Origin of the sequence: Micromonospora palomenae (assembly GCF_007829925.1) — a bacterium.
Classification (GTDB): domain Bacteria; phylum Actinomycetota; class Actinomycetes; order Mycobacteriales; family Micromonosporaceae; genus Micromonospora; species Micromonospora purpureochromogenes.
In genome coordinates this window covers 2,009,434-2,034,549 of record NZ_VIXA01000002.1, presented here as the reverse complement: position 1 = coordinate 2,034,549, position 25,116 = coordinate 2,009,434, and the positions used below count along the sequence as shown (strand labels likewise).

The 25,116-nt window shown below is 74.7% G+C and carries 25 protein-coding genes; 14 read left to right on the top strand and 11 right to left on the bottom strand.

Annotation, left to right across the window (positions count from 1 at the left end; translation table 11 throughout):
• The first annotated feature begins 198 nt into the window (after positions 1-198).
• The 8 genes from FHX75_RS20675 (at position 199) to FHX75_RS20640 (ending at position 7,764) form a co-directional block, all read left to right on the top strand.
• On the top strand, positions 199-1,386 hold the full coding sequence (locus FHX75_RS20675) for a THUMP-like domain-containing protein (protein ID WP_154941879.1): 1,188 nt from the start codon (positions 199-201) through the stop codon (positions 1,384-1,386).
• Between the two features lie 28 nt (positions 1,387-1,414).
• Positions 1,415-1,894 carry a Cys-tRNA(Pro) deacylase gene (gene ybaK / locus FHX75_RS20670; protein WP_154941878.1) on the top strand — a complete coding sequence of 160 codons (480 nt, stop codon included), beginning with the start codon at positions 1,415-1,417 and terminating at the stop codon, positions 1,892-1,894.
• A gap of 244 nt (positions 1,895-2,138) precedes the next feature.
• Positions 2,139-3,236: a sugar ABC transporter substrate-binding protein gene (locus tag FHX75_RS20665; RefSeq protein ID WP_154941877.1), complete on the top strand. Its 1,098-nt coding sequence runs from the start codon at positions 2,139-2,141 to the stop codon at positions 3,234-3,236.
• Between the two features lie 32 nt (positions 3,237-3,268).
• On the top strand, positions 3,269-4,093 hold the full coding sequence (locus tag FHX75_RS20660) for an ATP-binding cassette domain-containing protein (protein WP_154941876.1): 825 nt from the start codon (positions 3,269-3,271) through the stop codon (positions 4,091-4,093).
• Complete coding sequence (locus tag FHX75_RS20655) at positions 4,090-5,349, top strand: sugar ABC transporter permease (RefSeq protein WP_154941875.1); 1,260 nt, start codon at positions 4,090-4,092, stop codon at positions 5,347-5,349. Before FHX75_RS20660 ends, FHX75_RS20655 begins: the two co-directional genes overlap by 4 nt.
• A 19-nt stretch (positions 5,350-5,368) precedes the next feature.
• Positions 5,369-6,550: an ROK family protein gene (locus FHX75_RS20650; protein WP_154941874.1), complete on the top strand. Its 1,182-nt coding sequence runs from the start codon at positions 5,369-5,371 to the stop codon at positions 6,548-6,550.
• Between the two features lie 44 nt (positions 6,551-6,594).
• On the top strand, positions 6,595-6,891 hold the full coding sequence (locus FHX75_RS20645; protein ID WP_154941873.1) for a DUF1707 SHOCT-like domain-containing protein: 297 nt from the start codon (positions 6,595-6,597) through the stop codon (positions 6,889-6,891).
• A gap of 186 nt (positions 6,892-7,077) precedes the next feature.
• On the top strand, positions 7,078-7,764 hold the full coding sequence (locus FHX75_RS20640; RefSeq protein WP_342799298.1) for a DUF4142 domain-containing protein: 687 nt from the start codon (positions 7,078-7,080) through the stop codon (positions 7,762-7,764).
• A gap of 57 nt (positions 7,765-7,821) precedes the next feature.
• Here FHX75_RS20640 and FHX75_RS20635 read toward each other — a convergent pair whose 3' ends face one another.
• From FHX75_RS20635 to tsaB, 4 genes are read right to left on the bottom strand one after another with little or no spacing between them, the layout of a single operon-like run.
• A complete protein-coding gene (locus tag FHX75_RS20635; RefSeq protein ID WP_154942069.1) occupies positions 7,822-8,076 on the bottom strand; it encodes a hypothetical protein in 255 nt (84 codons plus the stop codon).
• Between the two features lie 23 nt (positions 8,077-8,099).
• Positions 8,100-9,146: a tRNA (adenosine(37)-N6)-threonylcarbamoyltransferase complex transferase subunit TsaD gene (gene tsaD / locus FHX75_RS20630; RefSeq protein WP_154941871.1), complete on the bottom strand. Its 1,047-nt coding sequence runs from the start codon at positions 9,144-9,146 to the stop codon at positions 8,100-8,102.
• A complete protein-coding gene (gene rimI, locus FHX75_RS20625; RefSeq protein WP_246158242.1) occupies positions 9,146-9,622 on the bottom strand; it encodes a ribosomal protein S18-alanine N-acetyltransferase in 477 nt (158 codons plus the stop codon). The genes tsaD and rimI overlap by 1 nt, the downstream gene beginning before the upstream one ends.
• Positions 9,619-10,296, bottom strand: coding sequence for a tRNA (adenosine(37)-N6)-threonylcarbamoyltransferase complex dimerization subunit type 1 TsaB (tsaB, locus tag FHX75_RS20620; protein ID WP_154941870.1), 678 nt, complete (start codon positions 10,294-10,296; stop codon positions 9,619-9,621). Before tsaB ends, rimI begins: the two co-directional genes overlap by 4 nt.
• A gap of 265 nt (positions 10,297-10,561) precedes the next feature.
• Here tsaB and FHX75_RS20615 point away from each other — a divergent pair, with 265 nt between their 5' ends.
• Positions 10,562-11,293 (top strand): helix-turn-helix domain-containing protein, encoded by a 732-nt coding sequence (locus FHX75_RS20615; RefSeq protein WP_154941869.1) that lies wholly within the window; start codon positions 10,562-10,564, stop codon positions 11,291-11,293.
• A 21-nt stretch (positions 11,294-11,314) separates the two neighbouring features.
• On the opposite strand, the gene FHX75_RS20610 is transcribed toward FHX75_RS20615, so the two are convergent.
• The 6 genes from FHX75_RS20610 to FHX75_RS20585 form a co-directional block, all read right to left on the bottom strand.
• Positions 11,315-12,016 (bottom strand): uracil-DNA glycosylase, encoded by a 702-nt coding sequence (locus tag FHX75_RS20610; protein WP_154941868.1) that lies wholly within the window; start codon positions 12,014-12,016, stop codon positions 11,315-11,317.
• A 53-nt stretch (positions 12,017-12,069) separates the two neighbouring features.
• Positions 12,070-12,552, bottom strand: a complete 483-nt coding sequence (gene tsaE / locus FHX75_RS20605) for a tRNA (adenosine(37)-N6)-threonylcarbamoyltransferase complex ATPase subunit type 1 TsaE (protein WP_088960313.1) — start codon at positions 12,550-12,552, stop codon at positions 12,070-12,072.
• Entirely contained in the window at positions 12,549-13,643 is a 1,095-nt protein-coding gene (locus tag FHX75_RS20600) for an alpha/beta fold hydrolase (protein WP_154941867.1), read from the bottom strand. Before FHX75_RS20600 ends, tsaE begins: the two co-directional genes overlap by 4 nt.
• A gap of 55 nt (positions 13,644-13,698) precedes the next feature.
• Entirely contained in the window at positions 13,699-14,817 is a 1,119-nt protein-coding gene (alr, locus tag FHX75_RS20595; protein ID WP_154941866.1) for an alanine racemase, read from the bottom strand.
• Positions 14,818-14,905: 88 nt separating this feature from the next.
• Positions 14,906-16,378, bottom strand: a complete 1,473-nt coding sequence (locus FHX75_RS20590) for an NAD(P)H-hydrate dehydratase (protein ID WP_154941865.1) — start codon at positions 16,376-16,378, stop codon at positions 14,906-14,908.
• A 55-nt stretch (positions 16,379-16,433) separates the two neighbouring features.
• Positions 16,434-16,802, bottom strand: a complete 369-nt coding sequence (locus FHX75_RS20585; protein ID WP_088960309.1) for a holo-ACP synthase — start codon at positions 16,800-16,802, stop codon at positions 16,434-16,436.
• 145 nt (positions 16,803-16,947) lie between these two features.
• Here FHX75_RS20585 and FHX75_RS20580 point away from each other — a divergent pair, with 145 nt between their 5' ends.
• On the top strand, positions 16,948-17,265 hold the full coding sequence (locus FHX75_RS20580; protein ID WP_246158239.1) for a hypothetical protein: 318 nt from the start codon (positions 16,948-16,950) through the stop codon (positions 17,263-17,265).
• Positions 17,262-18,995 carry an alpha/beta hydrolase gene (locus FHX75_RS20575; protein WP_154941864.1) on the top strand — a complete coding sequence of 578 codons (1,734 nt, stop codon included), beginning with the start codon at positions 17,262-17,264 and terminating at the stop codon, positions 18,993-18,995. The genes FHX75_RS20580 and FHX75_RS20575 overlap by 4 nt, the downstream gene beginning before the upstream one ends.
• Positions 18,996-19,187: 192 nt before the next feature.
• Here FHX75_RS20575 and glmS read toward each other — a convergent pair whose 3' ends face one another.
• A complete protein-coding gene (gene glmS / locus FHX75_RS20570) occupies positions 19,188-21,101 on the bottom strand; it encodes a glutamine--fructose-6-phosphate transaminase (isomerizing) (protein WP_154941863.1) in 1,914 nt (637 codons plus the stop codon).
• Positions 21,102-21,341: 240 nt separating this feature from the next.
• Here glmS and FHX75_RS20565 point away from each other — a divergent pair, with 240 nt between their 5' ends.
• Genes FHX75_RS20565 through FHX75_RS20555 form a run of 3 tightly spaced genes read left to right on the top strand, consistent with a single transcriptional unit; the run spans position 21,342 to position 24,742 of the window.
• A complete protein-coding gene (locus FHX75_RS20565) occupies positions 21,342-22,412 on the top strand; it encodes an MmpS family transport accessory protein (protein WP_154941862.1) in 1,071 nt (356 codons plus the stop codon).
• Positions 22,413-22,442: 30 nt separating this feature from the next.
• Entirely contained in the window at positions 22,443-23,636 is a 1,194-nt protein-coding gene (locus tag FHX75_RS20560; RefSeq protein ID WP_154941861.1) for a pyridoxal phosphate-dependent aminotransferase, read from the top strand.
• Positions 23,633-24,742, top strand: a complete 1,110-nt coding sequence (locus FHX75_RS20555; RefSeq protein WP_154941860.1) for a threonine aldolase family protein — start codon at positions 23,633-23,635, stop codon at positions 24,740-24,742. The genes FHX75_RS20560 and FHX75_RS20555 overlap by 4 nt, the downstream gene beginning before the upstream one ends.
• The last annotated feature ends 374 nt before the right edge of the window (positions 24,743-25,116 follow it).

The following is a 25,116-nucleotide window of genomic DNA, read 5'->3' as shown; positions in this document are numbered from 1 at the left end:
GGTGCCGGTCCGCCTGGCGTTCAGCGCCCGCGCCGGATGGCCCGGGAGCTGGCACCCTCGAGGTGAGAGTGCTAATCGCAGGTTATTCCTCGGCTAGCACTCCGTCAAGGAGAGTGCCAGCGCGTCGCGCCCGAACGGCCGCGATCGACGCGGCAGGGGCCGGTCGGACGGCGCGGGGCGGGCCGGGAGAATGGGCGGGTGGACATCGACCAGCTCGCCGCGCTGCGTACCCCCGAGGGGTCGGCCGCGCTCGCCGCGGCGGCCGAGCTGGCCGGCGGCGACCCGCTGGCCTCGGCCGCCGCGCTGCGCGCCGCCGGGGTGCCGGCCGCGCTGGCCGCCGCCGCGCTGACCCAGGCTGAGCTGCGTCGCCGGGCGGTGGCCAAGTTCGGTCCCGAGGCCGCCGGGATGTTCTTCACCCGGGCCGGGCTGGAGCAGGCGACCCGCCGGCCGGTCGCGGACCGGCGCGCCGCGCGGCTGCGCGCCGCCGGCGTGCGCACCCTCGCCGACCTCGGGTGCGGCCTCGGCGCCGACGCGCTCGCCGCCGCCCGCGCCGGCATCCGGGTGTACGGGGTGGAGGCCGACCCGGTCACCGCCGCGATGGCCGCCGCGAACGCCGAGGCGGCCGGGCTGGCCGAGGAGTTCACCGTGGAGTGCGGCGACGCGACGGCGTTCGACGTGACCCGGGTGGACGGGGTGTTCTGCGACCCGGCACGACGCCGGGCGGGCACCGGCCGGCGGATCTTCGACCCGAACGCCTACTCCCCACCCTGGGACTTCGTCGTCCGGCTGGCCGAGCGGGTGCCGTACACGGTGGTGAAGGTGGCCCCCGGCATCGACCACGCGCTGATCCCGGCGGGCGCCGAGGCGGAGTGGGTGAGCGCGGACGGCGACCTGGTCGAGGCGGCGCTCTGGTGCGGCCGGCTGGCCGAGGTGCCCCGCCGGGCCACCGTGCTGCGCGGCGACGTCGCGCACCGGCTCACCGGCTCGGGGGCGGCGGAGGCGGCCGTCGGCCCCACCCGCCGCTTCCTGTACGACCCGGACCCGGCCGTGGTCCGCGCGCACCTGGTCGCCGAGCTGGCCGACACCCTCGACGCGACGATCGCCGACCCGAGCATCGCCTACCTGTACGCGGACACCCCGACCGCGACCCCGTTCGCCCGCTGCCTGGAGGTCACCGACGTGCTGCCGTTCTCGCTCAAGCGGCTGCGCGCGCTGCTGCGGGAGCGCCGGGTGGGCCGGGTGGAGATCCTCAAGCGCGGCTCGGCGCTGGAGCCGGAGAAGCTGCGCCGCGACCTGAGGCTGGCCGGCGACGCGCCGGCGAGCCTGGTGCTCACCCGGGTCGCGGGGGCGCCGACCGTGCTGGTCTGCCGGCCCGTCGCGAGCTGACGTCCGGCGTCCGGTTAGCGTGACCGGCATGGCGGGACAGGGCACTCCGGCGACGGCGCTGCTGGCGAAGCGGAAGATCCGGCACAGCACCCACCCGTACGACGTCTCCCCCGACGCGCCGAACTACGGCGCGCTGGTCGCCGAGGCGCTCGGGGTGCCGCCGGAGCGGGTGTTCAAGTCGCTGGTCACCGAGGTGGACGGGGCGCTGACGGTGGCCGTCGTCCCGGTCACCGGCGAACTGGACCTCAAGGCGCTGGCCGCGGCCGTCGGCGGCAAGCGGGCGACGATGGCCGACCGGGCGGCCGCCGAGCGGGCCACCGGTTACGTCCGGGGCGGGATCAGCCCGCTCGGCCAGCGAAAGCGGCTGCCCACGGTGCTGGACTCCTCGGCGCTGGCGTACGACACCATCTACGTCTCGGCCGGCCGCCGCGGGCTCCAGCTCCAACTGGCCCCGGCCGATCTGGTCGCGCTGACCGACGCCACCACCGCCGCCCTCGCCGCCCACTGATCAGTTCCGGCCGCCGGAAAAAGAAACGGCACCGGTGTAGAAACGATTTCCCACGCCGAAACTCGTCGCGCGGCAGAGCGGATCGGACCTGCGGAGATCGCGCCTTTTCCCGCGTTACGGGATCGTTACGGCGGTCCGCCAAACTCGTGAGCTCGGCAGTCTTGCGCCGCCGACACGGGTGGCAATACGTTGCCGCTCACAACAAACCAGCCTGCCACCACCCACCCCGAAAGGACCCGTGCAGATGCGCAAGGGCCTCCTCGCACTCACCGTCGTCGGCCTGCTGGCCGCCAACGGCGTGGCCGGTTGCGGCGACCAGCTCACCAGCGGCAGCGCAGCCGATGGCGCCCGGAAACCGAAGATCGGCGTGATCCTGCCCGACAGCAAGTCCTCCGCCCGGTGGGAGGGCGCGGACCGCAGGTTCCTCGAGGAGGCGTTCGACGCCGCCGGAATCGACTCCGACATCCAGAACGCGCAGGGTGACAAGAGTCAGTTCTCCAACATCGCGGAGCAAATGATCACCAATGGGGCGACGGTCCTGATGATCGTCAATCTCGATTCCGGCACCGGCAAGGCGGTGCTGGAGAAGGCGCGGTCGCAGGGCATCGCCACCATCGACTACGACCGGCTCACCCTCGGCGGCTCGGCGCAGTACTACGTCAGCTTCGACAACGAGGCGGTGGGCAAGCTCCAGGGCCAGGGCCTGGCCAGGTGCCTGACCGAGAAGGGCGCGCGGAAGCCGGTCGTCGCCTTCCTCAACGGTTCACCGACTGACAACAACGCCACCCTGTTCAAGAGCGGCTACGACTCGATCCTCAAGCCGAAGTTCGACGCCGAGGAGTTCCGCAAGGGCCCGGACCAGTGGGTGCCCGACTGGAACAACGCCCAGGCCGGCGTCATCTTCGAGCAGATGCTCACCCAGACCGAGGGCCGGATCGACGGCGTCCTCGCGGCCAACGACGGCCTGGGCAACGCGGCCATCTCGGTGCTGAAGAAGAACAAGCTCAACGGCAGGATCCCGGTGACCGGCCAGGACGCCACCGCCCAGGGGCTGCGCAACATCCTCGCCGGCGACCAGTGCATGACCGTCTACAAGGCGATCAAGGACGAGGCGAAGGCCGCCGCCGACCTGGCCATCGCGCTGGCCAACGGGCAGCGGAAGGAGACCGGCCAGACGGTCCGGGATCCGGAGAGCGGCCGCGCCGTCGACGCCATCCTGCTCACCCCCAAGGCCATCTACGCCGACGACGTCGCCGATGTGATCGCCGACGGCTTCGTCACCAAGGACGAGGTCTGCTCCGGGGAGTACGCCAAGCTCTGCGCCACCGCCGGCGTCAACTGACGGCACCCTGCCGACGCGCAAAGGAGAACCCCGTGTCCGCGACCCCCCTGCTGGAACTGCGCGGGATCGACAAGAGCTTCGGTCCCGTGCAGGTCCTGCGTGATGTCGCTCTCTCCGTTCACCCGGGCGAGGTGACCGCGCTGGTCGGCGACAACGGCGCCGGAAAGTCCACCCTGGTCAAGTGCATCAGCGGTATCCACCCGACCGACTCCGGCGAGTTCCTCTTCGAGGGCCGCCCGGTCACCGTGAGCAGCCCCCGTGACGCCGCCGCGCTGGGCATCGACGTCGTCTACCAGGACCTCGCGCTCTGCGACAACCTCGACATCGTGCAGAACATGTTCCTCGGGCGGGAGAAGCGCCGCGGGATCGTGCTCGACGAACCCACCATGGAGCAGATGGCCGCCGAGACGCTCGCCGGGCTGGGCGTGCGGAACGTCAAGTCGCTGCGCCAGCACATCTCCAGCCTCTCCGGCGGCCAGCGACAGACCGTCGCCATCGCCAAGGCCGTGCTCTGGAACAGCCGACTGGTCATCCTCGACGAGCCGACCGCCGCGCTCGGCCTCGCGCAGACCGCGCAGGTCCTGGAGATAGTCCGCCGGCTCGCGGACAACGGCCTGGCCGTGGTGCTCATCTCGCACAACATGAACGACGTCTTCGCCATCTCCGACCGGATCGCCGCGCTCTACCTCGGCCAGATGGTCGCCCAGGTGAAGACCACCGACATCACCCACTCGCAGGTCGTCGAGCTGATCACCACCGGCCGTTCCCGCCACCTCGGCCTGGGCGCCGAGCCGGACGCCGGCGGCACGCGCGACGGCAGCGAGCCGGCCCACCTGACCCCGGGAGCAGTCCGATGACCACCACCCTCCTGCGGCGGGACGGGCTCGGGGCCGGCACCCCGGCCCCGACCGTCGGCGACCACGTCCGCGACTACCTCGCCCGGGTACGCGGTGGCGACCTCGGCTCGCTGCCGGCCGTCATCGGCCTCACCGTGCTCTGCCTGGCCTTCGCGACGGTCCGGCCGGTCTTCTTCTCGGCGGCCAACTTCGCCAACCTGTTCACCCAGGGCGCCGCGGTCACCGTGATCGCGATGGGCCTGATCTTCGTGCTGCTGCTCGGCGAGATCGACCTCTCCGCCGGCTTCGCCAGCGGTGTCTGCGCCACCGTGCTGGCCAACGTGCTCAGCGTGCTCGGCTACCCCTGGTACGTCGCGGTCCTCGCGGCCATCGGCACCGGTGTCCTCATCGGCCTGACCATCGGCTTCCTGGTGGCCAAGGTCGGCATCCCGTCCTTCCTGGTCAGCCTGGCCGGATTCCTCGCCTTCCAGGGCATCGTGCTGCTCCTGATGAAGGAGGGCACCAACATCTCGATCGACAACCAGGTGATCATCGCGATCGAGAACAACTACGTCCCGCCGGCGATCGGGTGGCTGCTGGCCGGCGTCGCCGTCGCCGGGTACGGCGCCGTGCAGTTCCTGCGCCACCGCAACCGGGCCACCCGGGGCCTGGTCACCGAGCCGGTCGCCGTGGTGGCCGCCCGGGTCGCCGGGCTGGCCCTGCTGCTCGGCTGCGCCGTCCACGTCCTCAACCAGGAACGCAGCATCAACACGGCGATCAGCTCCACCAGGGGGATGCCCGTGGTCGTACCGCTGATCGGGGCCCTGCTGGTCTTCTGGACCTTCGTACTCAACCGCACCGCGTACGGCCGGCACCTGTACGCGGTCGGCGGCAACCCGGAGGCCGCCCGGCGGGCCGGGATCAACGTGGACCGCCTGAAGATCTCCGCCTTCGTCATCTGCTCCAGCATGGCGGCCGTCGGCGGCATCATCGCCGCCAGCAAGGACCGCTCGGTCGACCCCAACACCGGCGGCAGCAACGTCCTGCTCTACGCGGTCGGCGCGGCGGTCATCGGCGGCACCAGCCTCTTCGGCGGCAAGGGGCGGATGATCCACGCGGTACTCGGCGGCGCGGTGGTGGCTGTCATCATCAATGGAATGGGCCTGCTGGACCTCAGCTCCGGCCTCAAGTACACCTCGACCGGACTGGTGCTGCTGCTGGCCGCGGGCGTCGACGCGCTGTCGCGGCGCCGTTCCGTCGCCACCGGCACGCGCTGACCACGGAGTACCAGGAACGATGCGGGTAGGACCGAGCCAGGACGAGATCCGGCGGCAGAACCTCGGGGCTCTGCTGCGGCACGTGCACGTCCACGGCGCGACCTCCCGCGCGGAACTGACCACCACCCTCGGGCTCAACCGCAGCACCATCGGTGCGCTCACCGCCGACCTGGCCGGCGCCGGGCTGGTCAGCGAGGGGACACCGAAGGAGACCGGTCGCGCCGGTCGGCCGTCGCTGGTCGTCCGGCCCGAATCGGCCCGGGTCTACGCGTACGCGTACAGCATCGAGGTGGACCGGCTGCGGGCCGCGCGGGTCGGTCTCGGCGGTGAGGTGCTCGACCGCCGGGACCTGGACCGGCCGCGCGGCCTGGACGCCGGGGAGACCGCGCCGCTGCTGGCCGGCGCGCTCAAGGAGATGCACCAGCACGTCGCGCCCGGCTCGCTCTGCGTCGGCGCCGGGGTCGCGGTGTGCGGGATGGTCCGCCGCGACGACGGGCTGGTCCGGCTCGGCCCGGCCACCGGCTGGGTGGACGAGCCGATCGGCACGGTGCTCGCCACCGAGCTGGGCATCGACGTACCGGTCACGGTGGGCAACGTGGCGGACATGGCCGCCTTCGCCGAGCACGCCCGGGGCGTCGCCGCCGGCTGCGACAACGTCATCTACCTGTACGGCGACGTCGGCGTCGGCGCCGGCATCATCGCCGGCGGGCGGCGACTCACCGGCCACGGCGGGTACGGCGGCGAGGTCGGACACATGGTGGTGGTCCGCGACGGGGCCCCCTGCGAGTGCGGCTCCCGGGGCTGCTGGGAGACCGAGATCGGCGAGCACGGGCTGCTCCGCGCCGCCGGCCGTTCGGACGCCCGCGGCCGCGACGCGCTGCTGGCCGTCTTCGACGCCGCCGACCGGGGCGACGCCCGGGCCCAGACGGCGGTACGCCGGGCCGGCGACTGGCTCGGCTTCGGGGTGGCGAACCTGGTCAACATCTTCAACCCGGAGATGGTCATCTTCGGCGGCACCATGCGCGACCTCTACCTGGCGGCCGCCGCCCAGGTCCGCAGCCGGCTCAACTCGATGGGGCTGCCCGCCTGCCTGGAGCACGTCCGGCTGCGCACCCCCAAGCTCGGCGCGGACGCGGCGCTGATCGGTGCGGCGGAGCTGGCCTTCGAACGGCTCCTCGCCGACCCGCTCGACGCCGGCTGACCGGCGGCTCCCGCCGACGCCCCGGCCTGCGTACCCTGTCGCACGTGGACGTCCAGCTGCGCGCCTCCGACGACGACCGGCACCGGGTGGTTGCCGAGCTGCAACGGCACACCGGCGCGGGGCGGCTCACCCTGGACGAGTTCTCCGATCGCGTCGCCGCGGTCTGGACGGCGCGCACCCTCGGCGAGCTGGCCGACCTGACCCGCGACCTGCCCACGCCACCCGCGCCGGCCGGGGCGGGCGACGGCACCGGGCACGGCCGGCGGGAACTGCTGGTGCTCTTCGCGGTCGCCGCGGCCACCCTGCTGCTGCTCGGGATCTTCATGGCGCTGTCCCGCTGACCGGCATCCCGGGCTGACTTGTCGCTCAGCATCGGTGAACTTATCGGGTCGGTGGTCCGTACCAGTGGACGGACGGGCAGCCGGGGGCGCTGCCCGGCGTGACACGTACGGCCCGGACCGAGGAGGCACCGCAGGATGGCACCGCTGGAATCCGCACGTCGTCGGCCAGGGCACCGGACCCCACGGGTGGCGGTGCTGCTCATCGCGTTGGTAGCGGGGCTGGGCGTCCTGCCCGGCGTGGCCGTGGCCGCGCCGGGCAACCAGATCAACGCCGCCGACATGACGCTGCTCAACGGGGTACGACTGGCCGGGCTCTGGGAGATGCCGGCCGGGCAGATGGCCGCCGAGAAGGGGCAGTCGCCCCGGGTGCGGGAGATCGGTGCCGAGATCGCCCGCCAGCACGGTGTGCTCGACCAACTGGTCGTCGACGCCGCCAACAAGCTGGGCACCACCCTGCCGACGGACCCCACCGCCGAGCAGAAGGGGTGGCTGACCGAGATGCAGGAGGCGAACGGCGCCCAGTTCGACCAGATCTTCGTCACCCGGCTCCGGGTGGCGCACGGCAAGATCTTCCCGGTGATTGGGGCGGTCCGGGCCAGCACCCGGGACGCCACCGTCCGCAAGCTCGCCGACCAGACCAACAAGTTCGTCACCGACCACATGACGATGCTGGAGAGCACCGGGCTGGTCCGCTGGCAGCAGCTGCCGCCGGCCGCGCTGCCGCCCGCCCAGAGCGACTCGCTGATCGCCGCCGCCAAGGCCGGCGCCCCCGCCCCGGCGGCCGGGGTCAGCACCACCATCGTCTGGGCGGTCTTCCTGGCCGCCCTCGGCGTCGGCGGCGTCTCCACCTGGCGCATCCTGCGCCGCAGCTGACCAGCGGACCGCCGTCGGCGGCCGGGTTCCGTCGGAACCCGGCCGCCGACGCGTTCCTCAGCGGTCGACCTGGGTGAAGTCCCAGGAGTGCGGGGGCCGGGCGACCAGCATGGCCGGCGGCTCGGGCAGCGGTTGTGGGTTGCTCCGCCACTTGGAGACGACCACCACCCGGTGGTCGGTGGAGGAGAAGACCTCGCTGGACAGGTGCAGCGGGTCGTGTTCCAGCTCCGGCAGGGCGGTGTCGCAGACCCAGGTGATCAGGTCGGCGAAGCCGTACGGCTCCGCGCGCGCCTCCCACATCCGCACGATCACGTCGGCGCTCCCCTTCCGTGCCATCACACGCTGACCGTGGTCAGCGGCAGGGCCGAGTCGGCCGGCAGGTCCAGCCGGCTCGGCGTCACCCCCGCCGCGACCAGGTGCGAACCGAGCGCCGCGACCATGGCGCCGTTGTCGGTGCAGAGCTTCGGCCGGGGTACGCGGACCCGGATGCCGTGCTTCGCCGCGCGGTGCTCGGCCATGGCCCGCAGTCGCGAGTTGGCGGCCACTCCCCCGCCGATCACCAGCGTCTCGATCCCGTTGGCCCGGCAGGCGTCGAGCGCCTTGGCGGTCAGCACGTCGCAGACCGCCTCCTGGAAGGAGGCCGCCACGTCGGCCACCGGCACCGGCTCACCGGCGCGCTGGCGTGCCTCGACCCAGCGGGCGACGGCGGTCTTCAGGCCGGAGAAGGAGAAGTCGTACCGGTGGGCGGCGAGGTCCTTGGCGGCGGTGAGACCGCGCGGGAACCCGATCGCCGCCGGGTCGCCGGCCCGGGCCTCCCGGTCGATGTACGGGCCGCCGGGGAAGGGCAGTCCGAGCAGGCGGGCCACCTTGTCGAAGGCCTCCCCCGCCGCGTCGTCGATGGTCGCGCCGAGCGGGGTGACGCCACGGGCGAGGTCGTCGACGAGCAGCAGGGAGGAGTGCCCGCCGGAGACCAGCATGGCGACCGCCGGCTCGGGTAGCGGACCGTGTTCCAGGGTGTCCACGGCGACGTGCGCGGCGAGGTGGTTCACCCCGTACACCGGCTTCTCGGCGGCCAGCGCGTAGCCCTTGGCGGCGGCCACGCCGACCAGCAGCGCGCCGGCCAGCCCCGGGCCGGACGTCACCGCGATCGCGTCGATGTCGGCGAGCGTCACGCCCGCCTCCTTCAGCGCCCGGTCCATGGTGGGCACGATCGCCTCCAGGTGCGCGCGGCTGGCCACCTCGGGCACCACGCCGCCGAACCGGGCGTGCTGCTCGACGCTGGAGGCGATCGCGTCGGCGAGCAGGGTGTGCCCGCGCACGATGCCGACACCGGTCTCGTCGCAGGAGGTCTCGATCCCCAGGACCAGGGGCTCGTCAGCCATCAGTCGTCCGTCCCGTCCTCGGTCGGGGCCGCGACGCGCCGCATGACCAGCGCGTCGGTGTTGCTCGGTTGGTAGTAGCCGCGGCGGACGCCGATCGGCTCGAAGCCGTACGTGGCGTAGAGCTTCTGGGCGGGCGCGTTGTCCGCCGCCACCTCCAGCAGGACGGTGCGGACGTCGCGCCGGGCCACCTCGGCGAGCAGTTCCTCCAGCAGCATCCGGCCGACGCCGCGCCGCTGGGCGTCCCGCCGGACGGCGATGTTCTGCACCCAGGCCTCGTCGGGCTGGACGGTCAGCCCCGCGTACCCGAGCACCGTGCCGTCGACGTCGGTGGCGACCCGGTACCAGTGGCCGCTGGCCAGCTCGTTCCAGAACATCGCCGGGGACCACTGTTCGGCGCCGAAGAGGTCGGCCTCGATCGGCAACACCTCGTCGACGTGCCACCAGCGGAACCGGGTCAGTCGTACCGGCGCGCTCACGGCAGGACCGACTTGCGGGCGGTCGCCGCCACGGCGTCCGGCCGACGCAGGTAGAGCGGGGTGAGCGCCTCCGTCGGCGCGCCGGCCCGGATCCGCTCGGCGGCCAGCGCGGCCAGCGCGGTGGCGTCGGGGTAGCGCGGCTCGACCCGCAGCGGCAGGTCGAGCACGTCGGCGTACCGATGGGCGCCGTCGCCCACCGCGGCGGTGACAGCCAGGCCGCGGGCCCGTTCGGCGGCGACCGCGGGGGTGTCGACGTTCGGCCCGGCGATCCGCTGGCCGGCGCCGTCGTAGACGGCCCAGTAGACCTCCCGGCGGCGGGCGTCGCTGGCCGCCAGGACCGGTTCGCCGAGCGCCGCCGGATAGCCGATGGCGTCCAGCGAGCAGACGCCGTACGTGGGGACGCCGAGCACCTGGCCCATCGTGGCGGCGGTGACCAGGCCGACCCGCAGCCCGGTGAACGGGCCGGGACCGAGCCCGGCGACGATCGCGCCCAGGTCGCGCGGCCGCGCCTCCGCGTCGGCGAGCACCGCGTCCACCTGCGGCGCGAGCAGTTCGCCGTGGGCCCGCGCGTCGACCGTGCAGCGGTGCGCCCGCGGCACGACCCCGTCCGCCGAGACCTCCACCAGCGCCGCGGTCACCGCGGGGGTCGAGGAGTCCACCACCAGTACGAGCACGGTATGCCAGCCTAGTCGCCCGACCGGTCATCCCCGGTCACACCCCGTCGGCCGGGCGCCGTGGGCGGTCCTCCGGGCGTGGGCGACCGGCCAGCCGCCCCACGGCCGCTACCAGTGCCGCCTGGTGAACCGGTTGACCATCGGAACAGCCGCCGTTACCGACGGTAACGTCAGCCCCCCACACACCGCAGTGAGCGATATGCCTGTCAGGCATAAATATGACTGACGGGCATATCGCTCACTGCCGTTGGGCCATCATCCATGGATGCCTGAGAGTAGTCGCCTCGCCACCCAGATCGCCGCCATCCTGCGTCGGGAGCGGGGCGCACGGTCGCTGACGCAGCAGGAGCTGGCTGACCTGGCCGGGGTGAGCCAGGGGGCGGTGGCGCGCGTCGAACGGGGTGAGCGGGTACCCAGCGTCCCGCTGATCGAGCGACTCCTCGCCGCGTTCGATCTCCAGCTGGCCGTCGCCGTCGAGCCACTGGACTGCCACCTCGACGCCCGGATGGACGCCCTGGCCGCCCGGCCACTCGCCCAGCGGGTCGACGACCTGGGACTGGACCGGATCCTGGACCGGCTGAGCGACCTGCCCCATCTGCTGACCGGCAGTACCGCAGCGCTGCTCCAGGGCGCCCCGGTGCCGACCGACGCGGTCGAGATCGCCGTTCGCTGGCGTGACTCGGCCCGCTTCACCGCCTGGCTGGACGCGGCCTACGGACAACGGTGGAACGCCCGGTGGAGCGAGTTCGGCGGGCTCCGCCTGGAACCGGAGGAGCCCGGCGAGCACCGCTGGCAGACCCGGTACGGCCAGCTCCGCGCGCAGATGTGCGAAGAACTGCCGGAGGCGATCGAGGTGCGGCACGGGGAGCGGAGCTACCGGGTGGTGCCGCTGGTCGCGGTGGAGCTCACCGACCCCCGCGCCGCCGAACTGCTGCGTCGCCACCGCCAGCGGCAGGCCGCCGCCCGGCCGGATTCGCAGTCGCCCGGCAGCCCCTAGCCGGGTCAGCCGAGCGGCGGGTCAGCCCGCTGAGCGCTCCCAGTCGACGGTGGGGAGACCGGCGTCGGCGAGCGCCTTGTTCGCGGCGCTGAACGGGCGGCTGCCGAGGAAGCCGCGTGGGTTCATCGGGCTGGGGTGCCCGGCCTCCAGCACCACGTGCTGCGGGTTGGTGACCAGGGCCGCCTTCTTGCGGGCGTAGCCGCCCCAGAGCAGGAAGACCACCCGCTGCTCCATCGCGTCGAGCGCCCGGATGGTCGCGTCGGTGAACTCCTCCCACCCCTTGTTGCCGTGCGAGCCGGGGGTGGCCTGGCGGACGGTCAGCACCGCGTTGAGCAGCAGCACGCCCTGCGCCGCCCAGCCGCTGAGGTTGCCGCTGCGCGGCTTGGGCACGCCCAGGTCCTCGCCCAGCTCCTTGAAGACGTTGCGCAGGGACGGCGGCACCGCCACCCCGTCGCGGACGCTGAAGCTGAGCCCGTGCGCCTGCCCGGCCCGGTGGTAGGGGTCCTGCCCGAGGATCAGCACCCGGGTCTCGCGCGGCGCGCACAGCCGGTAGGCGGAGAAGAGGTCCTCCACCGGCGGGAAGACGGTCTGGGTGGCGTACTCACGGGCGACGAACTCGGCCAGCGCCGCGGTGCGGGCCGGGTCGAGGTGCGTGGTGAGCACGGCACGCCACTCCTCCGGCAGCAGCGCCAGCAGGTCGAGGGCGGGGGTCTCGTCGGGCATCGGCAACCTTTCGCAGTCTGTGCCGGCACTCTAGGCAGCTGGTACGACAGCCCTCAGCGCAGGGCTTCCAGGCGCCGCGCCCAGTCGCCCCCCACCGGCTCCAGCTCGACCAGCCGGGTGTCGTCCTCCCGCCGGTCGAGGCGTACCCGCAGGTGGGCGTCGACCAGCTGCTCGACCAGCCCCTCGCCCCACTCGACCACGGTCACCGAGTCGTCCACCGAGGCGTCCAGGTCCAGGTCGTCGATCTCGGCCCGCGGGTCGGCCGCATCGCCCAGCCGGTACGCGTCGGCGTGCACCAGGGCCACCGTGCCGCCCCGGGCCGGGTCCGGCCGGTGCACCCGGGCAATCACGAAGGTCGGTGAGGTGATGGCGCCGAGCACCCCCAGCCCGGCGCCGATGCCCTGGGTCAGCGCGGTCTTGCCGGCGCCCAGCGGGCCGGTGAGCAGCAGCAGGTCACCGGCGCGCAGCACCCCGGCCAGCCGGCGGCCGAACGCGTGGGTGTCCTCGACCGTCGGCAGCGTGACGGTCAGCGTCACAGCCCCTCCAGGAAGTCCCAGAGCGCCTTGTTGACCTCGTCGGCGTGTTCCAGCATCACCACGTGCCCGCTGTCGTTGACCTTGATGTACCGGGCGTGCGGCAGCCGGCGCACGATCTCCTCCGAGTGGGTCACCGGCGTGATCATGTCCTTGTCACCGACCACGACCAGCACCGGCGTGCCGCTGAGCGCGGCCAGCGCCGGGAAGCGCGAGTGCGTGGCGAGGGTACGCAGATAGCGGGTGACCGTGTCGGCGGAGGTCCGCGAGTTCATCTCCTCCACATAGGAGACCAGGGCCGGGCTGGGCTTGCGGGTGCCGAAGCCGTACTTGCGGGTCAGCAGCCAGGCGACGTTGGAGGTGGACTTCCGCGCCCGGTCGATGACCGTGCCGCCGTACCGGGTGGCGTTGCTCATCATGTAGAGCACCGGCGCGCCGACCCGGCCGATCAGCGCCGGGGCCACCAGCTTGGTCTCCGCGAGCAGGCCGCCCGAGGTGGCCATCAGCACCGTGCCGACCACCCGGTCGCCGAACATCTCCGGGTACAGCTCGGCGAAGGCCATGATGGTCATTCCGCCCATCGAGTGGCCGACCAGCACCAGTGGCCCCTCCGGGGCGGTCCGGTCGATCACCCGGCGCAGGGTGCGGCCCAGCGCGGCGAGGTCGTACTCGCCGCTCTCCAGCCGCCCGGAGCGGCCGTGTCCGGGCTGGTCGTACGCGACGATCCGGTGCTCGCCCCGCTCGGCGAGCAGCTTGCGCTGGAAGTGGAACGTCCCCATATCCAGGCAGAAGCCGTGCACCAGCACCACGGTCGGCCGCCCCGGCGCCGGACGGGTCGGCTCGACCACCTCGACGTGGATGTCGGTGCCGTCCGGCAGCTCCAGCCGGAACGCGTCGTCGTACCGCTGCTCGCCGAAGACCTCGTGCGCGTACCGGTCGGTGGGGTCGGCCTTGAGCCGGCGGACCAGGGCGCGCTCGCTCACCATGCCCGCGGCGAGCCCCGCGGCGGCGACGCCGACCGCGGCCCCCACCACGCCGGCAACCTTGCCGGCTGCGGTCCGCGGCCGAGGGATGCGGAAGCGCTGCGCGCTCACGGTGCCACCTCGGTTCGCGGCTGCGGGCCTCGCAAGATCGGCTCCCTCCTCGCGCTCACGGCCGCTCGCCGTCGTAGACCCGCGGCACCCGGCTGCTGCCGAAGCGGGTGACGATCTCGTAGTTGATGGTGCCGACCGCCTCGGCCCAGTCGTCGGCGGTGGGCTCGCCGTCCGCGCCGCTGCCGAAGAGGGTCGCCACGTCCCCGGCGGCCACCGCGTCCTCGCCGCAGTCGATCACGAACTGGTCCATGCAGACCCGACCGGAGATGGTGCGCCGCTTCCCGCCGAGCTGCACCGGCCCGACGTTCGAGGCGTGCCGGGGCACCCCGTCGGCGTAGCCGAGCGGCACCACGGCCAGGTTCGCCTCCCGCCCGGTGGTGTAGGTGTGACCGTAGGAGACGCCGGTGCCCTCGGGCACCCGCTTGGTCAGCATCACCCGGGCCCGGCCGGTCATCGCCGGACGCAGCCCGAAGCGCTCCCCCGCCACCGGCGAGAGCCCGTAGACGGCGATCCCCGGGCGGACCAGGTCGAAGTGGGTGTCCGGGCGGGTCAGCGTGGCCGCCGAGTTGGCCAGGTGCCGGTAGCGCGGGCGCAGCCCGGCCCGCTCGACCATGGCCAGCCCTTCGTGGAAGACCGCGAGCTGGCGATCCGTGGTGGGGTGGCCGGGCATGTCCGCGTACACGAAGTGGCTCCACACGCCGACCACCTCGACCAGGCCGTCGGCCTGGGCCTTCGCGGCGGCCTCCAGCAGGGTCGGCCAGTCGGCGACGGTGGCCCCGCCCCGGGACAGCCCGGTGTCGATCTTCAGGTGCAGCCGGGCCGGGCGGTCCGCCCGGCGACTCGCCTCGATCATCTCGTCCAGCTGCGGCAGGCTGGCGGCGCCCAGGTCGACCCCGGCCGCGACGCCCTCGTGCAGCGGCAGCCCGGGGGCGAGCAGCCAGGCCAGCACCGGCGCGGTGATCCCCGCCCGGCGCAGGGTCAGCGCCTCGTCCAGCGTGCAGACCCCGAGCCAGTCCGCCCCGGCGTCGAGCGCGGCCCGGGCCGACGGGACCATGCCGTGGCCGTACCCGTCGCCCTTCACCACCGCCATCAGCTCGGCGCTCGTACCCGACCGGAGCCGGGCCACGTTGTCACGGATCGCATCGAGATCGACGCGTACCTCGGCCTGCCACATACGCCCAGCCTACTTGCGCCGGTGATCACACGACCGCGCTCCCGCCCGCGTCGGCGACCCGCGCCACGCCGGGGAGCGCGACCGCGGCTCAGTCCACCAGCGGGGCCAGCACCGGGCGCAGGGCGGCCGCCACGTCGGACGCGGTCACCGGCCCACCCCGGGCCGCCTCCCGGCCGGCCAGCCCGTGCAGGTACGCGGCCGTCACCGCCGCCCGCTCCGGGGCCAGCCCGGCGGCGAGCAGCGAGCCGAGCAGCCCGGCCAGCACGTCCCCGGTGCCCCCGGTGGCCAACGCGGAGGTGCCGGTCGGGTTGACGTACGCCCGGCCGTCCGGCGTGCCGATCACCGTGCGGTCCCCCTTGAGCAGGACCGTCGCGTTCATCCAGGCGGCCAGCCGGAGCGCGGCGGAGACCCGGTCGGCCCCCGGCTCCTCCCCGCAGAGCCGGGTGAACTCGCGGTCGTGCGGGGTGACCACGATCGGGGCGTCCCGGTTGCGCAGCCGGTCGGCGAGGGAGCCGTCCACCAGCAGGGTGAGCGCGTCCGCGTCGAGCACCACCGGCACCGGCGCGGCGAGCACCGCGCGCAGCTCGCCGGCGGCGTCCTCGCCGGTGCCCAGCCCGGAGCCGCAGACCCAGGCCTGGACCCGGCCGGCGTCGGCCACCCGCCCGGTGGCGATCACCGACGGGTGCTGGTGCAGCACCTCCGCGCGGGCCCCGCCGGCGTAGCGGACCATGCCGGTCGGCCCGGCCAGGGCGCCACCCACCGAGAGCACCGCCGCGCCCGGATACGTCGCCGACCCGGTCGCCACCCCGACCACGCCCCGGCTGTACTTCTCCGAGGCCGGGCCGAGCCGGGGCCACCACTCGACGATGTCCGACCACTCGGTCACCCGCAGCGCCGGTGACCCGCGCAGCCACGGCTCCAGCCCGATGTCGACCAGCTCCACCTGCCCGGCGAGGGCGGCGGCCGGCCCCACCACCAGGGCGGGCTTGAGCGCCCCGAAGGCCACCGTCACGTCGGCCCGCACCGCGCTGTGCCGGCCGGAGGCGGTCAGCGGCACGTGGCCGGTGTCCACCGCCACCCCGCTCGGCACGTCCACCGCGACCACGGTCGCCCGCGCGCCGTCGCGCCCGCAGTACCGGACCAGGCTGGCCGCGAGTTGCTCGGCGGTCTCCCGCAGCCCGCCGGTACCGCCGATCCCGACGATGCCGTCGAGCACCAGGTCGACCCTGGCCGGGGGCCGGTCGACCAGCCGCCCGCCGGCGGCGCGCAGCGCCGCCAACCCCTCGGCGTGCGCCCGGCCGGGGGTCAGCAGCAGCGCCGACACAGCGACCCCGCGCCGGGCCAGCAGCGCCCCCGCGTAGAGCGCGTCGCCGCCGTTGTCGCCGGTGCCGACCAGCAGCAGGACCCGCGCGCCGTACACCCCGCCCCGGTCGGCGAGGAGCAGCGCGCAGCGCCGGGCCAGCCCGGCCGCGGCCCGCTTCATCAGCGTCCCGGGCGGGAGGGTGGCCATCAGGCCGGCCTCCGCCGCGCGTACGTCCGCGACCCGCCACACCGGTTTCATGCCACACCGTCCCGTCTGTCACCTCGCGGGCCGGCCCGCGGGCCCGCCCGGCCGATCAGCGTTCCGCGACCACCATGGCCGAGGCGATCCCGCCGTCGTGCGACAGCGAGAGATGCCAGCGGTTGATCCCGCGCTCCACGGCGGCGGCGGCCACCGTGCCGGAGACGGTGAGCCAGGGCCGGCCGTCCGGGTCCGGCACGATCTCGCAGTCGTGCCAGCTCAGGCCGGCCGGGGCGCCCAGCGCCTTGGCGACCGCCTCCTTGGCGGCGAACCGGGCGGCCATCGACTCCGGGGAGCGCGGGTTGCCGGAGCGGGTGTACCGCTCCGCCTCGGTGAAGAGCCGGTCGGCGAGCAGCGGCGTGCGGGCCAGCGCCCGGGCGAACCGGTCCACCAGCACGACGTCGATGCCGACCGCGACGATCACGACGCTCACCCTACCGGCGGGAAGGGCGGCAGATTAGCTGCCTGCTCGGCTGTGGGCAACGCCTGTGGAGAACCCTCGGGTACGACCACCGTCCGCCGTCCACAGGCCCTCCCGGTGACCTGTGCCGCTGCCTAGCGTCGACGTGGTGCTGACGGAGGGGGCGCGGGTGGACGGGGAGCCGGTGCAGGTGCGGGCCGCGGTGCTGCGCGAGGTGGCGGGCGGGCTCGCCGACGAGGCGTACGCGCTGGCGCACGGGCTGGTCGGCGTGCCGGGGCTGGTGGTGGCGGCGGCCGAGTGGCGGGCGGCGGCCGCGCTGACCCGGCTGGAGTCCGCGGTGCACGACCGGCACGGGGCGCTCGCCGCCCGGGTGGCGGAGGCCGGCTGCGCGCTGCGCGCGGCGGCCGACGGGTACGACGCCGCCGACGACCGGGCGGCCGGCCGGCTCGCCGGGCTGCCCCGATGACCGGGTACGCGCAGCTCTGGCGCGCCGCGCCCGGCAGGTGGGGTGCGGCCGGGGCGGCCTGGCGCGGGCTGGCCGACCCGGTGCGGCGCCGCCGGGCGGCGCTGGCCGAGCGCGCGACGACCCTGCGCGCGGGCTGGTCGGGTGGGGCCGCCGGGGCGGCCGACGGGCGGCTCGGCGCGCTCCGGGGCGAGCTGACCACGCTGCTGCCCGCCCTGATCGAGGCCGACCAGGTGCTGGCGGAGTTCGCCGGCCGGCTGCGGGTGGCGAAGGCCCGGCTGGCGGAGGCGGTGGCGCTCGCCGACCGCACCGGGGTGCTCGTCGACCGCCACGGCGGGGTCAGCGCGGCTCCGCCCAGCGCGCCGACCTGGGCCGGCCCGGAGGCCGGTGTGCTGCCCGGCGCCGGGCTCCGCTCGGGCGCACCGCCGGTCGGCCGGTCCCTGCCCGGCGGGGGGACCGGGTCGGGCCCGGCCGCGACGCCGGGTGCGGACGCCGGCGCGGCAGCCGGACCGGGCGGGCGGGCCGGACCGGCGGCGCTGGACCAGGTGGCCGCCGCGCTGCGGGACGCGCTGGCGCTGGCCGACGCGGCGGACCGGGAGGCGGCCACCCGACTGGACGAGCTGAGCGCGGCGGCCCGCGCCGGCTGGGCCGAGCCGCCGCCACCGGGCCGTCCACCGGCCGACGCCGACCCGGCGACCGTCCGGGCCTGGTGGGCAGGGCTCACCCCGGCCCAGCGCCGCTGGCTGGTGCGGCACGAGCCCGGCCGGGTCGGGCGGCTCGACGGGGTGCCGGTCGCCGCCCGGGACCAGGCCAACCGGCTGCTGCTCGACGACCGGCGGGAGGCGCTGCTCGCCGCGCGGCGGGAGTTGCTGGGCCGGCCGGCCCCCGGCCCGGCGGAGCGGGCCGGGCTGCGCCGCCTCGACGCGGGGCTGGGCGGCCTCGACGGGCTCGCCGGGCGGCTGGCGACGGCGGAGCCGCCCCGGTCGTACCTGCTGGGGCTGGATCCGACCGGGGACGGGCGGGCGATCGTGGCGCTCGGCAACCCGGACCGCGCCGACCGGGTGCTGACCTACGTGCCGGGGATGACCGCCGACCTCGCCGACGCCCCGGCCGAGCTGGGCCGGGCCGGTCGGGTGCTGTCCCGCTGCGCCGGCCTCGCGCCGGGGCGGGAGACGGCGGCGGTGCTCTGGCTGGACTACGACGCGCCGGACTTCCTGCCCGAGGCGGCCCGGTCCAGCCAGGCCGGGGACGCCGGGCCGGCGCTGCACCGCTTCCAGGAGGGGCTGCGTGAGACCCACGAGGGCCCGCCGGCCCGGCAGACGGTGCTGGGGCACAGCTACGGGTCGCTGGTGGTGGGCGCCGCCGCCCGGGACCACGGTCTCGACGCGGACGCCCTGGTCTTCGTGGGCTCGCCCGGGGTCGGGGTGGACCGGGCCGAGGCGCTGCGCCTGCCACCGGAGCGGATCTGGGCGAGCACCGCGCCGGACGACGTGATCCGGCTGGTCGAGCCGCCCGGGCAGCTCACCGGCCGGGCGGTGCTGGCGGCGTCGCCGCTGGCCACGGCGGTGTCGCTGCTCCGCCCCGACGACCACGAGCTGTGGTTCGGCCACGACCCCAGCGACCCGGGCTTCGGCGGGCGCACCTTCCCCAGCGGCCGGTACGGCCACACCGGTTACTGGGAGGCCGGCAACCCGGCGCTGGACGGGATGGCCCGGATCGTGCTCGGCCGGTGACCGGCCCCACCCGTGTCGTCGGTCGGTCCCGCCGGGCGGCCGGCCCCGGTCGTCCGGGTCGGCCGGGCCACGGCCGGGCGGGCGGGCGGCCGGCCCCGGTCGTCCGGGTCGGCCGGGCCACGGCCGGGCGGGCGGGCGGACCCCGCCGGCCGTGGTCACGGCGGGCGGGGTCCGGTGGACGCTCGCGTCAGGTCACTCCACGGTGACCGACTTCGCCAGGTTGCGCGGCTGGTCCACGTCGTGCCCCCGGGCCGCGGCGATCTCGGCGGCGAGCACCTGCAGCGGAACGGTGGTGACCAGCGGGGCCAGCAGGGTCGGCGTACGCGGCACGTAGATCAGGTGGTCGGCGTAGCGGACGACCGCCTCGTCGCCCTCCTCCGCGATCACGATGGTCCGGGCACCCCGGGCGCGGACCTCCTGGATGTTGGAGACGACCTTGTCGTGCAGCATGCCCCGGCCGACCGGCGACGGCACCACGCAGATCACCGGGGTGCCCTTGTCGATCAGCGCGATCGGGCCGTGCTTGAGCTCGCCGGCGGCGAAGCCCTCGGCGTGCATGTACGCCAGCTCCTTGAGCTTGAGCGCGCCCTCAAGGGCCACCGGGTAGCCGACGTGCCGGCCGATGAAGAGCACGGTCGGCTCGGACTTCAGCTCCCGGGCCAGCTCGCGCACCGGCTCGATCCGGTCCAGCAGCTCGCGCAGCTTGCCCGGCATCTCCTGGAGCTGGGCCACCACCGCGCCCACCTCGTCGGCGAACTTGATCCCGCGCACCTGGGCCAGGTGCAGGCCGATCAGGTAGCAGGCGACGAGCTGGGTGAGGAACGCCTTGGTGGAGGCGACGGCGATCTCCGGCCCGCCGTGGGTGTAGAGCACGGCGTCCGACTCGCGGGGGATGGTCGAGCCGTTGGTGTTGCAGATGGCCAGCACCCGGGCCTTCTGCTCCTTGGCGTGGCGCAGCGCCATCAGGGTGTCCATCGTCTCGCCGGACTGCGAGATCACCACGATCAGCGTGGACCGGTCGAGGACCGGGTCGCGGTAGCGGAACTCGCTGGCCAGTTCGACCTCGCACGGGATCCGGGTCCAGTGCTCGATGGCGTACTTGGCGACCAGACCGGAGTGGTACGCCGTGCCGCAGGCCACGATGAAGATCTTGTCGACGTCGCGCAGGTCCTGGTCGCTGAGGCGGACCTCGTCGAGGGCGATCTCACCGGTCTCGGTGAGCCGGCCCAGCAGCGTGTCGGCGATCGCCTGCGGCTGCTCCTCGATCTCCTTGAGCATGAACCAGTCGTAGCCACCCTTCTCGGCGGCCGAGGAGTCCCAGTCGATGTGGAAGTCCTTGCCGGTGGCGGGCTGACCGGCGAAGTCGGTGATCTCGATGCTGTCGCCAGTGATCAGGACGATCTGGTCCTGGCCCAGCTCTACCGCCTCGCGGGTGTGCTCGATGAACGCGGCCACGTCGCTGGCCAGGTAGTTCTCCCCGTCGCCGCGACCCACGACCAGCGGCGAGTTGCGCCGCGCGCCGACCACCGCGCCGGGGATGCCGGCGTCGACGGCCAGCAGGGTGAAGGCGCCCTCCAGCCGCTGGCAGACGACCCGCATGGCCGAGGCCAGTAGCTGCGGGCTGTCGGCCTCGCCGGCCCCGCGCAGGTCGGCCAGCGCCGCCGACAGCAGGTGGGCGGCGCACTCGGTGTCCGTGTCGCTGGTGAACTGGACGCCGTCGGCCTCCAGCTCGGCCCGGAGCTTGGCGAAGTTCTCGATGATGCCGTTGTGGATCACGGCGACCCGGCCGTCGGGGGCCAGGTGCGGGTGGGCGTTGCGGTCGGTCGGCCCGCCGTGGGTGGCCCAGCGGGTGTGCCCGATGCCGGTGGTGCCGTCCCCGATGCCGATCGGGCTGGCGGCGCAGTCGTCGGGGTTGCTGGCGGCGCGCTCGGAGAGCACCTTCTCCAGGTTGGCCAGCTTGCCGGCCTTCTTCTCGGTCAGCAGTTCGTCATCGCAGACGATCGCCACGCCGGCCGAGTCGTAGCCGCGATACTCCAGCCGCCGCAGTCCGTCGAGCACGATGCCGAGCGCCGGGCGCGAGCCGGCGTAACCCACGATTCCACACATGGTCCGCAGCCTAACCCAGTTTCGCTCATCGCGCGTGCGCGGAAGTCGGGTAAACAATCACTGAAATTGAGCGATCGGCCGGTAACGGGCGTCCGCCGGACAACCCTGCCCGCCGTTCGCCCGGGCCACGGGGGCCGACGGGGTTGCGGGCCCGCCCCCGGTACGACAGTCTCTCGGCGGATCCGGCACGTCCCTCGGGCGGCCCGTTCGTCCCGTTCCCCCTCGCGTTCCGGAGCAGCCATGTCCGACCCGTCCTCGCCCGAGCCGTCGCCGCCCGCACCGCAGGCCTCCGAGCCGTCGCCCGCCGCCCCGGTCGAGCCGTCGACCCCGACGGCCGGCCCCGCCCCGGCGGACCCGACCGCCCCACCGCCTCCCTCCCCGTCCACCTGGACGCCGCCGGACCCGCTGGCCGCGCCGCAGCCCTGGACGGCGCCGGACCCGTGGGCGGCCCCGTCGACCGCTCCCGCGACGCCGCCGGCTCTCCCCGCCGACCCGGCCACATCTCAGGGCGCGTCAGCGCCCGACGGCTCCGCCACCTGGGGCGTGGGCGGCCGGCCGCCGGCTCCGCCGGCCGCACCCCGGCCCGCGACGCCCCCCGCCGGGCCGCACGCCGCACCCGCCGGGCCCTTCGCCGCTCCCGGCGGCGCTTCCGCCGGCGCGCCCGGCGGTCCGGTCGGACCGGGTACGCCGCCCGCCGGCTGGCCACCGGCCGGGTTCCCGTCGCCCTACCCGCCGTCCGGCTATCCGCCGCCCTACGCCTACCCCGGGTACCGGCCGCCACCCGCCCCGGCTCAGGGACGCCGGGTGGTGGGCATCGTCATCGCCGTCGTCGCGGTGCTCGTCCTCGGCGTGTGCGGATGCCTGGGCGTGGGCACCATGCTGGTCGGCTCGTACGCGCCGGGGCCGGCCGCCGACGATCCGTACTACGACGACCCGGACCCGTACTACGACGGCGACTACGACGAGGAGAGTCCGTTCCCCACCTGGACGCCGCCCACCCCCAGCGAGCCCGCGACGGCAGCCGCCACGCCCTCGACCGGTCGCGGCCGGATCGTGGTGTCCTACGAGGTGACCGGGAAGGGGCGCGGCGACATCCAGTACTACGACGCCAACGGCGAGTTCATCCGCCTCGAGGCCGTGTCGCTGCCCTGGCGTCAGAAGATCCGCACCGACGACCCGAACCGGGTGCTGGTGATGGCCAGCAGCACCGACGACGAGGGGAGCGTCGCCTGCTCGACCAGGGTCGGCGACCGTGCGCCGGTGACCGACGCGGCGGCACCGGGATACCAGGTGACCTGCGGGAGCAGGTGATGCCGGCGGCGCGCCCGTAGGCTGGCCGGCGTGACGACGCCAGATGTCGACCCGCTCGTGGCCCGGATGCGTCCGTTCGGCACCACGATCTTCGCCGAGATGTCCGCGCTGGCCGTCCGCACCGGCGCGGTCAACCTCGGGCAGGGCTTCCCGGACAGCGACGGCCCGCCGGAGATGCTGGCCGCGGCGGCCGAGGCGCTGCGCGGCGGGCAGAACCAGTACCCGCCGGGTCCGGGGATCCCCGCGCTGCGCCGGGCCGTCGCCGACCACCAGCGCCGTTTCCACGGACTGGAGTACGACCCGGACGGCGAGATCGTGGTCACCGCCGGCGCCACCGAGGCGATCGCCGCCAGCATCCTCGCTCTCTGCGAGCCCGGCGACGAGGTGGTCTGCTTCGAGCCGTACTACGACTCGTACGCGGCCTCCATCGCACTGGCCGGCGCGGTCCGGCGGCCGGTGACGCTGCGTCCCGGCGACGACGGCCGGTACGCCTTCGACCCGGCGGCGCTGCGCGCCGCGTTCGGCCCGCGGACCCGGCTGGTGCTGCTGAACTCCCCGCACAACCCGACCGGGAAGGTCTTCACCCCCGACGAGCTGGCCCTGGTCGCCGAGCTGTGTCAGGAGCACGACGCGTACGCGGTCACCGACGAGGTGTACGAGCACCTGGTCTTCCCCGACGCCGCCGCGCCGCACGTGCCCCTGGCCACCCTGCCCGGGATGCGGGAGCGGACGCTGCGCATCTCGTCGGCGGGCAAGACCTTCTCCTGCACGGGCTGGAAGGTCGGCTGGGCGAGCGGCCCGGCCCCCCTGGTCTCGGCGGTGCTGCGGGTCAAGCAGTTCCTGACCTTCGTCAACGCGGCGCCGCTGCAACCGGCGGTCGCCGTGGCGCTGGCCCTGCCGGACGCCTACTTCACCGACTTCCAGGAGGGCATGCGCCGGCGCCGGGACCAGCTCGTCTCCGGGCTGACCGACGCGGGCTTCGACGCGCTGACGCCGGAGGGGACGTACTTCGTCACCGCCGACGTGACCGCGCTGGGCGGGCGGGACGGGGTGGAGTTCTGCCGGTCGCTGCCCGAGCGGTGCGGCGTGGTCGCGGTGCCCACCCAGGTCTTCTACGACGACCCCGAGGCGGGCCGGCGGCTGGTCCGGTTCGCCTTCTGCAAGCGCCCTGACGTGCTCACCGAGGCGGTCACCCGCCTGCGCCGGCTGAAGGAGGCCCGATGACCGACGGGTACGCCGAACGGGTCCGCCGGCTCAGCGCGCTGCGCGGCTGCGACACCGTGCTCTCCGGGGCCCGGCCGCCCTCGGTCGTCGAGCAGCTCGACACCATCCGCGCCGCCGCCTCCGACGAGCTGCTGCCGGACTTCTACGGCGAGGGCGGCGCGGTCGAGGCGGTGGAGCGCCGGGTGGCGGACCTGCTCGGCACCGAGGCGGCCGCCTTCTTCCCCAGCGGCACGATGGCCCAGCAGGTCGCCATGCGCTACGGCGCCGAGGTGACCGGGCGCAGCGCGGTCGGCCTGCACCCGCTGAGCCACCCGCTGGTGCACGAACGCGACGCGTACGCGGTGCTCGGCGGGCTGCGGGCGGTGCTCACCACGGCGGCCCCGCGCAATCCGACCGCCGAGGAGGTCGCCGCGCTCGACGAGCCGGTCGGCACCCTGCTGCTCGAACTGCCGCTGCGCGACGCCGGTTTCGTGCTGCCGACCTGGGACGAGCTGGTGGCGGTGGTCGGGGCGGCCCGGAACCGGGGCGCCCGGGTGCACCTCGACGGTGCCCGGATCTGGGAGTCCACCGTCCACCTCGGTCGGTCCCTGGCCGAGATCGCGGCCCTCGCCGACACCGTCTACGTCTCGTTCTACAAGTCCCTCGGCGGCCACGCCGGCGCCGTGCTGGCCGGCCCGGCCGACCTGGTCCGCTACGCGCGGGCCTGGCGGCACCGGTACGGCGGCACCGTCTTCCAGCAGTGGCCGGCGGCGCTGGCCGCCCTCGCCGGCCTGGACCGGGAGCTGCCGCGGCTGGCCGGCTACGTCGGGCACGCGAAGGTGGTGGCCGCGGCCCTGGCCGGCCTGCCCGGCGCGCGGGTGTACCCGGCGCCGCCGCACACCCACCAGTTCCGGCTGTGGCTGCCGCATCCGGCGGGCGCGCTGAACGACGCCAACCTCGCCCTCGCCGAGGAGGAGAAGGCGTGGTTCGTCGGCGGCTGGCAGGACACCGAGGTGCCGGGGCTGGCGATGGCCGAGGTCACGGTGGCCGGGCCGGCGACCGAGCTGGACGCCGACCAGGTGGTCGAGCTGGGCGGGCGGTTCCTGCGCCGGGTCCGCACCGCCTGACGGCCGGCGCCGGCCGGCGCCTCACCGGCGCCGGCCGCGCCCGCGGTCTCGTCGGCACGGCGAGCGCCAACCGCCGCGCGCCGGCCAGCGCGAGCGGCCCCAGCACCTGAATCTCGGCTCCGTCCATTTTTCCCCGTTGTTCATTTCCGGCTGGCCCTGCCGAGGTGTGTGGCGCGGTCCACCGCGGCAACCCCGGCGCATCGATCGACGGACAACATCGGCCGACCCGACAATCGCGCCACTCACCAGCGCAGATCCACTGCGTGTGGGAATTCCCCCGGCCACAAATGACCATACCCCGTTACGAATGGCTGATTTCAATACCCTGTCACATGTTCACACCCGAATCCAATGACGGCGAGTGATAGGCTGAC